The organism is Luteitalea sp. TBR-22 (genome assembly GCF_016865485.1).
GTDB lineage: Bacteria > Acidobacteriota > Vicinamibacteria > Vicinamibacterales > Vicinamibacteraceae > Luteitalea.
This window is the reverse complement of the sequence record NZ_AP024452.1, coordinates 1,541,504-1,554,791: the sequence shown is the minus strand read 5'-3', so window position 1 is coordinate 1,554,791 and position 13,288 is coordinate 1,541,504. Positions and strand designations below refer to the sequence as shown.

Sequence of the window (13,288 nt, the reverse complement as noted above, 5' to 3'; positions counted from 1 at the left end):
CCTGCGACGAATCCGCGCCTCGCGCGTTATAGGAAGGCATGACGGGTGCGGGCGCACCGGACGGCCTGGTCGCGGGTCTCCTCGCTGAGTACGGTCGGGCCCTGCGCGGATACTTTCGACGCGCGACCGGCGGCGGTGACGTCGCGGACGACCTCGTGCAGGAAGTGTTCGTGCGGGTGGCAGCGGCCAGCTACGAACCTCAGGGACGCGCGCGTGCGTGGCTCTTCACGATTGCGCACAACGTCCTGGTCCAGCATCTTCGCCGCCAACCGCGCCAGACCGTCGCCCTGCACGAGCGGCACGAGCCGGCGTTACCAGCCCCCCAGGACCTTCGCGCCGCCCTCGACCAGGCGCTGCAGCAACTGCCAGACCTGGACCGCCACGTCTTCCTGCTCTCCGAACTCGGCGGGCTCACCTACGCCGAGATCGCCGCGTCGTGCGACCTGACCCATGCGTCGGTGCGTTCGCGGATCTTCCGCGCGCGTCTGGCGCTCCGAGAGCGTCTCTTGCCGCCGACCGCACCGCAGGTCGGCCGCCTCAGGAGTTCGACCGATGACGACCGATGACCGCGACGTGCTCTCCGCCCTGCTCGACAATGAACCCGTCGACGCCGACCTGCTGGCACGCCTGCTCGAAGTACCGGGCAACCGGGCCCTGCTGGTCGACTTCGTTCGACTCCGCGCCGCGCTGCGGGACGCGGACCCGCCCGGTCCCACGCCCGTGCCGCAGCACGTGCCGCGCCCTCCCATGACGCGAGTGTTCCTGCGCAGTGCCGCGGGCCTCGCGTTGGTCGGCCTGGGACTGGCGGGTGGCGCGTGGTATGCCCGCCATGCCGCCGATGCGTCGGCCGCGCCGACACCGTCCCGCATCGTCCAGCTCGCGCCCCTGGACGCCAGCCGTTAGGAGGCCTCCCATGCGTTCACGCGCGCGTCTCGCTGTGGCCGTGCTCGCGTTGGTCGCCCTCGGGCTTGTGTCGCCCCGCTGGTCGGCGTCCGCGCGTCAGTCCGATCGACCAACCGACATCTACCCCATGCTGACGCTGCAACTCACGGGCGCCGCTGCACGCGGCGGGGCCGGCGGGTCGATGTGGCTCACACAAGGGGAGTGGGTCGAGGCGACGCTGTTCACGGGAGACCGCAGCGCCCCGACCACGTCGTTCTGCACCGGAGGGGTGCGGATGACCGTCCCCGGTGCACGGCAGGGCATTCCCGCCGATGAACATCCGGCAGTGGCGTGGACGGTCGCGGCTCGCCTCGTGGAGTTGGCCGGGGATACGGCCACCATCGACCTGCGGTGGCGTCGAGCCCCCAGCGCGAGTGACGTCGAGCCCTCGACGTCGCGTGAGCGGCACCTCAGGTGGAAGGTCTCGGAGGGCGGGCTTACCGTGCTGGACGCGGTTCATGCGGCGGCCGACGGCGGCGAGTGCCCGAGCATGGCGGTCACTGCGGAGTTCGGGATCGGCAGCGCGTTCGAGTTCCGCGACGCCGGCATCGCCTACGACACCTGGCTCGTGCAGACCCTGCCGTCAGGGGAGACCACGACCCATCACGTGCGCACGAGCGGGCAGCAAGGCGAAGCGGTCACCATGATGTTCCCGCGAGTCCCGCTCGACGGTCTTCCGACCTCGGTTCCGCCACTCGATCTCAAGGTGAGCGGCGAAATCCGAGGGCGGCTGCGAACCGATGGATCGATCGAGGTGTCGGTCGACGCGTTCCGGTACGTCATGACGCGCGAGGCGAGCCTGGCCACTGGCACGGGCGGGCGCTCCCACCTCCGCATGGCCCTTGGCGAGACCGTCGAGTTCACGGCCGTGCCCATGCACGGGAACGTGCAGGGCCATGACCTCGCCCAACTCATGGCCCCGGCGCCGACGGCGATCCGAATCCGGGCGAGCCGGCTGTGGTGATCGTCACCCCGGCTGCATGCAGCAGGCGGCGCGTCCGCTCGGCCGTGCCGCCTGGCTGCAGCCAGGTGCGCGACGGCCGACGACCGGCGTATATTCCTCCTCGCCCCGAGGAGGTCCAATGCGATTCATCGCCATCGTGGCGGCAGCTGCGCTCGTGCTGGCTCCGTCACTCGCGTCTGCTCAATCGTTCACCGGCACGATCGTCGGCACCATCAGGGATACCAGCGGCGCTGCCCTTCCCCAGGCGACCGTCAACATCACCAGCCAACAGACCGGTCGGCAGGATTCGGTCATCGCCGACCTCGAGGGGCGCTTCACGTCGCTCCCGCTGCCGCCCGGCGAGTACCGCGTGGAGGCCACGCTCCAGGGCTTCAAGTCTGCCGTGCGCACCGATGTCGTGGTGACGATCGCGTCCACGGTGGTCACCGACTTCACGCTCGACGTCGGCGATCTCACCGAGTCGGTCGAAGTCAGCGCCAGCACGCTGTCACTCGAGACGACGTCGGGCACCATCGGCAAGCTGGTGGACAACCGGCGCATTCAGGAACTGCCGCTCAACACCCGCAACGTCTACTCGCTCATCTTCCTCACCCCAGGCGTCGCCGGCTCGATCGGCAACAACTACAACTCGATGAGCTACAGCGTGAACGGCGCGCGGCCGACGATGATGGATACCGTCATCGACGGGGTGACCGCGTCGTTCCCGACGGTCAACGGCTTCACCGGCATCTCGGTGTTCCCGTCGGTGGACGCCATCCAGGAGTTCAAGGTGATGGGCGCCAACTACCCGGCCGAGTACGGCCGCAGCCTGGGCAGCGTCCTCAACGTCGTCTACAAGTCGGGCTCGAACGACCTGCACGGCAGCGCCTACGAGTTCTTCCGCGACTCCTCCCTGGACGAGAACAACTACTTCGCGGAGAAGGCCGGCACGCCGCTGGGCGACTTCCAGCGCAGCCAGTTCGGCGGCGTCGCGGGCGGCCCGATCCGCCGCGGCAGGACCTTCTTCATGACCTCGTACGAGGGGCTGCGCCAGGACAGCGCGTCGCAGACCATCACGACGGTGCCGACGCTGGCCCAGCGCAACGGCGACTTCTCGCAGACGTATGCCCAGAACGGCCAGTTGATCCGCATCTTCGACCCGTTCACGACGCGCGCCAATCCGTCGGGCAGCGGCTTCATCCGCGATCCGTTCCCCAACAACGTCATCCCTGCCGACCGCATCGATCCCGTGGCGCGACAGGTGCTCAACTACTACCCACTGCCCAATCAGCCGGGCAACCCGGTGACCGGGGCGCAGAACTACTTCGCGACGGGAACGGCCAGGCTGAACGTCGACAACTTCGACGCGCGCGTCGACCACAACCTCTCCGACAAGGCGCGATCGTTCATCCGCTACTCGTACCGCAAGACGTTCAGCGCGCCGGCCAAGTTCTTCCCCGAGGAGATCACCGTCGCTGAGGGCCGGGTCAACGAGCAGAACCTCGCCCACAACGCGGTGATCGACTACAGCCGCACCATGTCGAACACGACGCAGTTGAGCGCCCGCCTCGGCTTCGCGCGCACGCTGTTCATCTTCGACAACCAGGGACTGGGGTTCAAGCCGTCGAGTCTCGGGCTGCCGGTGTCGATCGACCAGAACGTCGACCGCGAGATGTTCCCGCGCTTCGGCGTCAGCGGCATGGTGCCGCTCGGCGGCAACGACCATCGTTACAACGCGTTCATGAGCTACACGACGGCAGCGAGCCTCACCCACACGCGCGGGGCGCACACGCTGAAGGGCGGTTTCGAGGGGCGCATGTTCCGCGTCAACGTGTGGGAGGCGCGCAGCGCCGGCACCTTCAACTTCCGCGCCAACGAGACGCAGGGCCCCAACCCGACCACCGCGAGCAGCACGGCGGGCTACGGGCTCGCCTCGCTCCTGCTCGGCTTCGGGCAGCCCAACGACGTGCTGATCCAGAACTGGAAGAACGTCGCGGCCAACAGCTTCTACTGGGCGTTCTACGCGCAGGACGACTGGCGCGTGAACTCCCGGCTGACCCTGAACCTCGGGCTGCGCTACGACATCGACGTGCCACGCACGGAACGCTTCGACCGGATGAACTACTTCGACCCGGATGCGCCGTCGCCGCTGGCGCAGCAGGTGCCCGGCTTCTCCAACCTGCAGGGGGGCGTCGTGTTCGTCGGCGTCGACGGCAACAGCCGCTACCAGTACAACTGGGACACCAACAACATCGCGCCGCGCCTCGGCGCCTCGTATCAGCTGGACGACAGGACCGTGGTGCGGGCCGGCTACAGTCACATCTTCGGGCCGTCCAACCAGGGCGCGCAGGGCACGGTGGGGCCGTTCGGCTTCCGCACCGAGAACCTGTGGGTGACCTCGATCGACGGCATCACGCCGTACAACCTGCTGCGCAATCCGTATCCCAACGGCTTCGTGCCCTCGCCCGGATCGTCGCAGGGGCTGCTCACGCAGGCCGGCGCCAACCTGCAGGCGCCGCTGCAGGACACGCCCTCGCCGTGGACGATCCAGTACAACGTCAACGTCCAGCGCGAGCTGCCCTGGGGCCTGTTCGTCGAGGCGGCCTACGTCGGCACGCGCGGCTACGACCTGTCGGTGGTGGGCGAAGGCGGCCTCAGCCTGAACCAGCTCGATCCCCAGTACATGGCGCTCGGCTCACAGCTCAATCAGCAGGTCCCCAACCCCTTCTACGGCATCGTCAACAACGGCGTGCTGGCGTCGCCGACGGTGGCGCGCGGGCAGTTGCTGCGACCCTACCCGCAGTTCACCGACGTCGTGCCGCTGTATGCCGCGGGCGCGGAGTCTCGCTACAACGCGCTGCAGCTGACCGGGCGCAAGCGCCTGTCGCGCGGGTTCATGTTCGAGGGGTCCTACACCCTCGCGAAGGCCGAGGAGATCGGCATGAGCCACCAGGACAGCTACAACGTCGATGCGAGCTGGGCGTTGGCCTCGTACGACATCACCCACCGCTTCGTGCTGAGTTACCTGTACGAGATCCCGGTCGGGCGCGACCGCCGGTTCTTCGCCAGTGCCCCGACCTGGCTGAACGCCATCATCGGCAACTGGCAGTTCAACGGGATCACGACGTTCCAGTCGGGGACGCCGCTGTCGATTACGGCCAACAACACGGCCGGCGTGTTCGGGGCGCGCACGCAGCCGAACAACAACGGCGCGGACCCGCGGCTCGACGGCCCGCCCGAAGAGCGCCTGAACCGCTGGTTCGACACGAGCGTCTACAGCCAGCCGGCCGCGTTCACGTTCGGCAACGAGCCGATCTTCTCGCCACTCCTGCGCGCGCACGGCGTCCGCAATTTCGACCTCTCGATCTTCAAGACCTTCGAGATCACCTCGCGGGTGCGCGCGCAGTTCCGGGTCGAGGCGCTCAATGCGTTCAACCGGGTGCAGTTCTCCGCGCCCAATACCAGCGTGACGTCCGCCTCGTTCGGCATCGTCACCGGCCAGGCCAACGCGCCACGGCAGATGCAGCTGGGCGTCAAGGTGCTGTGGTAGCCGTGCCGCCCACCCTGCCGTGCTCACGTGCTCCGGCGCTCACGGCAGCACGATGGCCGACGTGATGCCGATGAGCGTCACCGTGGCGCCCGACGGGAACGCCCCCGGCACCGTGCACGTCAGGCCCACGGTGATGGTGTGGGCGCCGGCCGCGACGATGTCGGTCGTCACCCCGGTGATCTGGCCCGTCACTCCGGTCCGCGAGAAGGTGGCGCTGTTCCGGAGGGGAACGCCGTCCACCACCAGGAAGTAGATCACGCCGCTGGTCGGGGTGCAGGTCGTCGTCAGCTCCATCGACTTGGTGATCAGCAGGCGCCCCGCCCTGGTGGTCGTGATGGTCTCGTTGAGGAACGACTCCGTGCGCTGCGCCGTGAGCGGATCGGGAATGCTCTTGCCGGCGCTCTCCACGACCTCGGTGGCCGGGCGCTCGATACGCGCGGCGATGCCGGGTCGCGCCAGGCCGAGCGCCGACCCCGTCTCCTGGGCGGCGGCGCCGATCGAGGCGCCGGGAGACAGCAGGGCGATCGTGACGATGGATGACGCGAACGCGCGAATGAGGGTGCGAGACATGGGTGCCTCCTGATGACTGCGAGTGATGGCTCCCGTCCCGGCCCGCAGTGCCGGAACGGCGCGCGGCTCGTCTCGGCCGCTATCAGGAGGATCGGAAAGCCTCGCGCCGAGGCGACAGGCTGGCTCGCCCTTCGCGGCACGATCAGGGTGTCAGGGGGCCGGCATTGCCCACGGCGCCTGCACGAGCACCTCGCGCGCGGCGTCCCGGGTCCGCACGAACACCAGGCGTTGGTCGTCGAGCCAGGGGTTCAGTTCGTCGGCAGCGGTGTTGACGGGTGCGCCCAGGTTGACTGGCGGCGCCCAGGTGCCGGCCTCTCGACGCGACGCGTAGAGATCCCACCCGCCGAAGCCGCCAGGGCGATTGGACGCGAAGATCAACACGTCGCCACGCGCCGACAGCACGGGGAACGCGTCCTGCGCCGGGGAGCTGAGCGCACTCACGAGCGTGGGCGACAAGGCTAGCGACGGGCTGCAGTAGATGTCGTTGGCGCCGCGGCCGCCCTCTCGGGTCGAGTTCAGGCACACCGTGCCGTCGGTGGCCGTCGACATCGCGTGTTCGTTGGCCGGTGTGTCCCAGGGCGCGCCGATCGGGCGCGGCTGTCCCCAGCCGGCCGCCGTGTGTTCGACGACCCACGCGTCCGAGTCGTCGCGTCCCGCCACCGCGGGCGTGCGCATGTTCGCTTCGAAGTAGAGCCGGGTGCCGTCGGGCGACAGCGACGATGCCAGCGCCATCTGACCGGGTGGCGCGGCGACCACGATCTCCCACGGGCGCCACTCGCCGCCAACACGACGCCTCGCGGCGATCTGCGACGCGCCGTCGACCCGCCGCGTGACGACCTGGAGATCGCCGCGCGTCACGACGCGCCCTGTCGTCACGGCGTCGCCGAGGTCCACCGGCACGAGGGACGCCTGCTGCAGCGCGAAGCCCATCGTGAAGGCCAGGATCACTGTGCGCATGACCTGGAGCGCAGCACGCGCGGTCCGCGAAGCGCAAGGCGGATGTGCTGGAGTGGTGGTCCGAGACGACCAATGGGATCGCCCCGTCACCGGACCGCACTCGACGTGCGACTCCGGCCGCGTTGGCGTTTCCGCGGCCGTTGACGGAAGATGGCGGCAAATGACCTGGAGGGACGCGATGAGCGCGTGGCGATGCGGCGGGTTGGCCCTGGTGCTGTGCGCGGCGACGACGATGGCGTCGGCGCAGGCGGTGCCCGACGACTACCAGGGCGTGCTGAAGACGCTGGGCAGGACCGGCGACTTCAAGGACGGCGTGCTGAAGGTCAACATCCCGCGCAGCGACCTCGCTGTCACGATCCGCGGGCGCGCCGTCCCGACGCCGCTCGGCTTCGGCGGGTGGGTGGCGCTCACGAAGGGCGAGGGCGGCCACGACTTCCTCATGGGCGACCTCGTGCTCACCGAGGACGAGGTGAACCCGGTGATGTCGGCGCTGCTCGACAACGGCTTCGACGTGACCGCGCTGCACAACCACTTCTTCTGGGAGCAGCCCCGCATCTTCTACATGCACGTCCACGGGATGGGCGCCGCCGCCGACCTGGCGACGCGCCTGCGCCCGGCCATCGCGCTCGTCGACAAGTTCATGGCCGCGGCAGCCAGCCGACCGCCTGCCACCGCCGCTGCGGCGCCGCCGCTTGACGTTGCAGCACTCACGACGATCATCGGACACACCGGAGAGCAGTCAGGGGTCGTGCACAAGTTCACGATCGGCCGACCCGACATCGTCCTGCGCGAGCACGGCGCGACGATCAACGCGCGCATGGGCCTGAACACCTGGGCGGCATTCAGCGGCTCGGATGCCGACGCCATCGTCGCCGGCGACGTCGCGATGCTGGAACACGAAGTGACGCCGGTCCTGAAGGCACTCCGCAGCAACGGCATCGACATCGTCGCCATCCATCACCACATGACGGGCACGCAGCCGGTGGTGATCTTCCTGCACTACCTGGGCACCGGACCTGCCGAGCGACTCGCGCGCGGGGTGCGCGCGGCTCTCGACGTGATCGGCAAGGCCCCGGCAGCGGCACCGGCCCGGTAGCGCCGGGGTTCTCGAGCCTTCGTCAGACGGCGCAGGCTTCTCAGAAGCCGATGCCGAGGTTGATGCGCAGCGTCGGGATGAACAGCGGCCCTTCGTTGCGTTCCATGCCGATCAGGCGCTTCAGGCCGAAGCCGGTGCTGAAGGCGAAGTGCGGGTTGAGCATCCACGTCTGGTTGGCATCGACGCCAATGCCGAAGTAGCTGCCGCCGTCCCCGGGAAACTGCGTCATCCCGGCCTTGACGCCGAACGATCGCCCCTTGAACGCCTGGCCGCCGGGGTAGTAGCGCACGAAGACGTCGCCGTTGACGTAGGCGCGTCCGTTCATGGCGCCCCAGTCCCCTCGTGAACCGCCGACGCCAACCGTGACGCCAGGTCCGGCGCGGCGCTCGTATTCGGCGTTGACCAGGTTCACGAGGAACCCGAACGGATTGCCCGAGATGACCTGCGACGGCGAGGTGAAGACCGGCGGGTCGGGGGCCGGCAACGACTGGGCCCACGCCGGCGCGGCGAGCGTCGGGCTGAACACGGCAACGGTGACGAGGACCAGCAGGGACTGGCACACACTGCGGACCATGGCGACCCTCCTGTCACGCGACGGTAGCGTCCACGTGCGGGCCGAGTCGTGCGCCGCGATGTGAGAAACGGTGAGATGCCGCCGGTGCGCTGCCTACGAGGCGCGCGAGGCCAGCCGGGCGGCGACGCGGTCGTAGCCGTCGGCCGCGCGGAGCGGCGCGAACATGGCGTCGGCGGGGAGGCTCCAGCCGAGTGGGTCGGACGACGCACCGGCAAGGGCGTCGGCCACCAGCGCCAGCCCGTCGCTGGCGCGTCCGGCCCAGCCATGGGCCGCAGCCAGCACGAGCGTCCGCTCACCGAGCTTGCCGACGCGCCCCATCTCCTCGACGGCAGGCCCGACGCGGCTGACGGCGTCGGCGCGGCGCCCGTCGGCGATCGCCAACCCGAGCAGGGCGCGACCGTGGCCGGGCGATGCGGCAGCCGCGGCGTGGAAGGCCACGCGGGCGGCGTTGACATCTCCCGTCGCGAGGTGGACGAAGCCCAGTGCCTCATGCGCGATGACCGAGCACTCGCGCGCATGGACACTCGTACCCGCGGCGGAAAGGGCGGCTTCGGCGCGAAAGTCGTCGAGCGCGTCGGCCTGAGCGCCACTGGCCAGGGACGTGAGCCCGCGCATCCAGAGCAGCCCGTTGGGGGGATGCAGGCGGCCATCGCGGTGCGTGCCCGGCGCGGCGGCGCCCCGCTCGGCGGCCTGGCGCGCGAACGCAAACGACTGCCGTGCGATCAGCACCATCGCCGCGAGCGTCTGCGTCCACGGAAAGCCGGGCAGCAGCGCCTCGGCGCGCTCGACGGATCGCAGTCGGTCCTCACCCCAACTGCAGGCGGCCAGTCGGTAGTGATGCCGCCAGTTGCGCGGCTCCAGCGCCAACGCCTGCCGCAGCGCGGCACGCGCTCGCTCGGCCTGCCCGGCCCCGGCCAGCGCGTGGCCCAATGCCGCCCATCCTTCGCCCAGCGTCGGATCGAGTTCGGTGGCACGCGTCGCCGCAGCCACCGCCGCCGACAGGGCCTCCACGTCGGGCACGTTGTCGACCCGCGTCGCCTCGAAGCGGAAGACGTGGGCATTGGCCAGGCCCGCGTAGCCGGCGGCATAGTGCGGCGCGCCGGCCACCGCCCGGCTGAACGCCTCGGCGGCCGACGGCAGCGCCGCCACGCTCAACGACTCGATCGCGGCCCGCCCCCGCTCCCACGCCAGGAACGGCTCGAGGCCGGCCATCGCGTCTGGAACCGGCACGACGCCGGCGTGGGCGGCTGCGCGTGGTGCCGCCGCATCGGCAACGGGCGCCACGAAGCGGTAGCCGCGGCGAGCCAGCGTCTGGATGTAGGTGGGGGCGGCAGGGGCATCACCGAGGGCGATGCGGATGTCGGCGACGGCCCGGGTCAGCGTGTTGTCCGCAACGATCACGTCGGGCCAGAAGCGCTCGAGCAACTGCTCGCGGGTGACGAGCGCGCCGCGGGCCTCGGCCAAGCACGCGAGCACCTGGACCAGCCTCGGCGACAGCGGCACCGTGGCGCCGTCGCGGGTCAGGACGTAGGTCCGGCAGTCGATCCGGAAAGGTCCGAACTCGAGCACCCGCAGGATTCTACGCCTGCAGGGCCTCCCCCAACCGGACGACCTGGCCCGACGCCGCGGAGGCGTAGGCACCCTCGACGGCCTCGATGGTCTTCAGATAGTCGACACCACTGGACTCGAACTCGGCACCCGACAACATGCACTCGACGAAGTGCCGCTGGAGGAAGTACACGCAGTCACCGGCGAAGTTCACGTTCGCCCTGGCGTAGTCGAGCTCGCGCGCCGGCTCACCCAGCGGCTTCAGCCGGATGGTCGCGTCGGCGTCCATCGTCAGGTGTCCGCGCGTGCCGTCGATGCGCAACGTGCCGAACGTATACCGCGGGAACTCGGCCTCGCCCTCGTTGTAGCGGTTGGCGTCCCAGATCGCGGTGGCGCGGTTTGCGAACGTCAGCACCACCTGGCCGGCATCCTCGCCGGCGATCACCGGATTGAGGCGCCGCAGCTGCGCGAACACGCTGTCGATGTCCCCCAGCAGGAAGCGGAACGTGTCGATGAAGTGCACGCCCGTCTCGTGGACGAGCAGGCGCGGATAGTCGCGGAAGAACGGCTGACGCGACAGGTAGGCGTCTGGCCCCCAGCCGTCCCCCATCCGCATCATGAATGCGACGTGCGTGAACTCGCCGATCGTGCCGGCTTCCCGCACCTGCTTGATGGCGCGGTACCACGGCTGCCACCGGAAGTTCTCGTGCACCATGAACCGCACGCCAGCGGCCCGGGCGTGCTCGACGATGCGGCGGCTTGTCTCGAGGGTCGGCGCCAACGGCTTCTGGCAGATGATGTGGACGCCGCGATCGGCTGCGTAACGACACATCTCCTCATGGGTGTCGGGCGGCGTGATGATGTCGACGAAGTCCGGCGCCTCGCGATCGATCATCTCCCGCCAGTCCGCGTAGTAGCGCGACACGCCGTACCTCTGGAGGATCGGCAGGGCCCGCTCTTCACCGAGATCGGCCAGCGCGACGATCTCGACTTCCGGAATCCGCGACCAGGCCTCGTACTGGAACGGCGCGAAGTAGCCCGCGCCGATGCCCACGCCCCGCAGTGGACGTCGCACGTCAATGCCTCACGACGATGGCCCAGTCCTCGGTGGGGCTGTCGGGCGGCTCTCCGAGCGCCACCCTGGCGCCACCGCTGACCATCGCGACGCTGCCCTTCCTGAGAGGACCACCTCGACGCGGGTCGAACCACGCCACCGTAAAGCGGCCCGTGGCCTCGCGCAGATCGAGCGTCGTCGTCCCGCCCGTCGGCAGATAGACGATGTACAGCCGTCCTGCCCTGGCCAGGCACCACTTGCTGTTGTCGCCCGTCGCGTTGCCGACCAGGGCATCGGCGTTGGTCATCGTCCAGAACGGGATGCGATGGATGCGGAAGAAGTCGAGTGCGATGCGACCGAACGCCCAACTCCGCTCGCGACTGCGCAGGTTTTCCGCAACCAGGTCGTTCTCGGGCAGGAGGTAGCCGAAGTAGTACTCGACGCCCGCGCCACCCGCCATGAGGTTGCCCCAGAGCGTCATCCTGCGGATGTCGTCGACCGTCTGGACCACCCGGCCGCGGGAGTCCTTGCCGGCGAATCCCTCGAAGCCCGGATCGGGCGGCACGCCGGAGAGTGAATCGCCCTGCTCGTCGTTGGCCACCACCCAGGGGCGGCCGGCCTTGCGCGACGCGTCGAGCCACTGCCGCGTGCGGGTGTGCACGGCCTTCCAGTCGTTCTGGAGCGAGACCCCGGTGAGGACCGACTGCTCGCCCAGCAGGCCCGGATAGATCTGGTCCTGCCCGTGCGGATGCGTGTGGGCGACGATCTGGTGTCCGTAGGGATCCAGGCTCCTGATCCAGGCCGCCATCTCGCGCTGCTGTGGCGTGCTCTGCGTGTTCTCCTCGCCGAGGTTCCAGTTCAGTGCCAGGGCGTGGCCGAAGCGCGCGACGATCTCCCGCAGATACAGCCGCCGCTCGGGACCGAGTGCGCCGCCGTCGAGCGACTCGACGACGCGGTCCGGGCCCTGCGCGGCCGACGAGTCGACTCCGCCCGGTGGGCGCCCGTCGCGATAGTCACCCCGGTAGTTGTCGTCGTTCTCCGTCTCCTGCAGCTTGAAGTGCAGGTGGAGCCCGCGGCGCTGCGCGTGATCGAACACGACCTGCCATTGATCGAGCTTCGACACGTCGTAGTGCCACTTGTCGTCTCGCGACACGAACGGCCACACGTTGTCGCCGTCGCCGCCGGCGTTGTAGGTCAGGAAGGACACCGAGTTGACGCCCTTCGAGGCGAGATAATTGAGGGCTCCTATCAGGCCCTTTCCCTCTCCGCCCTTCCAGGTCGGGTCACCTGCGCGCCAGTCGGCGACGTGTGGCTCGTACCGGTGCAGGGGGACCGCTGGCTTGAGGGCCGTCGTGTCGTCGAACCCGGCGTAGGCCAGCAGCGTTTCCGGAGAGTCGGTGCCCAGCTTGAGGAAGTACTCGCCCGTCCCTGCGAAGCGCAGATGGTGAGAGCCCATGTACTGCAGGCGGCCACGGGCGCGGAAGTCCGGCGACGTCTTGTCGGTCGCTCCGACGAGGAACGAGCCGGATCGGCCGTCGACCGAGGCGACCGGTGTCGCGGCGGCTGCCGCCACGGGTTCGATGGCCGCATCCGTTCCACGCACGAAGCTGACACGCCACTCCCACCGTCCTGGCTTGTCGGGCGACAGGTGGGCGCGCCACCTGGTGCCGGCGGTGGCCGAGGTGTTCGCCGCGTTGCCGTCGGCGGCGAAGTAGCCGGGCACGTTGTACACGGGGGCGCCGGACTCGTGCGTGAAGCGCACGGTCATCCGGTAGTCGCGGAAGGGATTGGGATCGCTGTCGCGCTCGTCGGCACGAGGTCCGTCTAGCGTCAGCGTGACGGTGTGCCACTGGCGCAACTCACCGGTGATCTCAGCACCCCCGAGAGGCGCCCTCACGCGTGGTGCCTGCGGTGCACCGATCGCCAGAGCCGCCAGCAGCGTCGTCGACCAGAGCCGCCAATCCATGCATCGCTCCTTCGCGTGTCCGCGCAACGCGCGGCAGCGTATCCATCACCGCATCCGTAGTCAAACAGCACCCGGATGCACGGAGCGC

The 13,288-nt window shown here is 69.5% G+C and carries 11 protein-coding genes; 5 read left to right on the top strand and 6 right to left on the bottom strand.

The window, feature by feature from the left end:
* The first annotated feature begins 38 nt into the window (after positions 1-38).
* From TBR22_RS06330 to TBR22_RS06315, 4 genes are all read left to right on the top strand, one after another.
* On the top strand, positions 39-566 hold the full coding sequence (locus TBR22_RS06330) for an RNA polymerase sigma factor (RefSeq protein ID WP_239492118.1): 528 nt from the start codon (positions 39-41) through the stop codon (positions 564-566).
* Positions 553-903, top strand: a complete 351-nt coding sequence (locus TBR22_RS06325) for a hypothetical protein (protein WP_239492117.1) — start codon at positions 553-555, stop codon at positions 901-903. The genes TBR22_RS06330 and TBR22_RS06325 overlap by 14 nt, the downstream gene beginning before the upstream one ends.
* A gap of 10 nt (positions 904-913) precedes the next feature.
* Entirely contained in the window at positions 914-1,906 is a 993-nt protein-coding gene (locus tag TBR22_RS06320) for a hypothetical protein (RefSeq protein ID WP_239492116.1), read from the top strand.
* A 118-nt stretch (positions 1,907-2,024) separates the two neighbouring features.
* Positions 2,025-5,435, top strand: a complete 3,411-nt coding sequence (locus tag TBR22_RS06315) for a TonB-dependent receptor (protein ID WP_239492115.1) — start codon at positions 2,025-2,027, stop codon at positions 5,433-5,435.
* A 39-nt stretch (positions 5,436-5,474) separates the two neighbouring features.
* On the opposite strand, the gene TBR22_RS06310 is transcribed toward TBR22_RS06315, so the two are convergent.
* Positions 5,475-6,005 (bottom strand): hypothetical protein, encoded by a 531-nt coding sequence (locus TBR22_RS06310; RefSeq protein WP_239492114.1) that lies wholly within the window; start codon positions 6,003-6,005, stop codon positions 5,475-5,477.
* Between the two features lie 150 nt (positions 6,006-6,155).
* Positions 6,156-6,962, bottom strand: a complete 807-nt coding sequence (locus tag TBR22_RS06305; protein WP_239492113.1) for a hypothetical protein — start codon at positions 6,960-6,962, stop codon at positions 6,156-6,158.
* 160 nt (positions 6,963-7,122) lie between these two features.
* Between TBR22_RS06305 and TBR22_RS06300 the strand changes: the two genes are divergently transcribed.
* Complete coding sequence (locus tag TBR22_RS06300; protein WP_239492112.1) at positions 7,123-8,058, top strand: DUF1259 domain-containing protein; 936 nt, start codon at positions 7,123-7,125, stop codon at positions 8,056-8,058.
* Positions 8,059-8,098: 40 nt separating this feature from the next.
* Here the strand turns inward: TBR22_RS06300 and TBR22_RS06295 are convergent, their stop codons facing one another.
* The 4 genes from TBR22_RS06295 to TBR22_RS06280 form a co-directional block, all read right to left on the bottom strand.
* Positions 8,099-8,632 (bottom strand): hypothetical protein, encoded by a 534-nt coding sequence (locus TBR22_RS06295; protein ID WP_239492111.1) that lies wholly within the window; start codon positions 8,630-8,632, stop codon positions 8,099-8,101.
* A 93-nt stretch (positions 8,633-8,725) separates the two neighbouring features.
* A complete protein-coding gene (locus TBR22_RS06290; RefSeq protein ID WP_239492110.1) occupies positions 8,726-10,201 on the bottom strand; it encodes a winged helix-turn-helix domain-containing protein in 1,476 nt (491 codons plus the stop codon).
* A 10-nt stretch (positions 10,202-10,211) separates the two neighbouring features.
* Positions 10,212-11,255 (bottom strand): Gfo/Idh/MocA family protein, encoded by a 1,044-nt coding sequence (locus TBR22_RS06285; RefSeq protein ID WP_239492109.1) that lies wholly within the window; start codon positions 11,253-11,255, stop codon positions 10,212-10,214.
* Between the two features lies 1 nt (position 11,256).
* Positions 11,257-13,200, bottom strand: coding sequence for a DUF5060 domain-containing protein (locus TBR22_RS06280; RefSeq protein ID WP_239492108.1), 1,944 nt, complete (start codon positions 13,198-13,200; stop codon positions 11,257-11,259).
* Between the last annotated feature and the right edge of the window lie 88 nt (positions 13,201-13,288).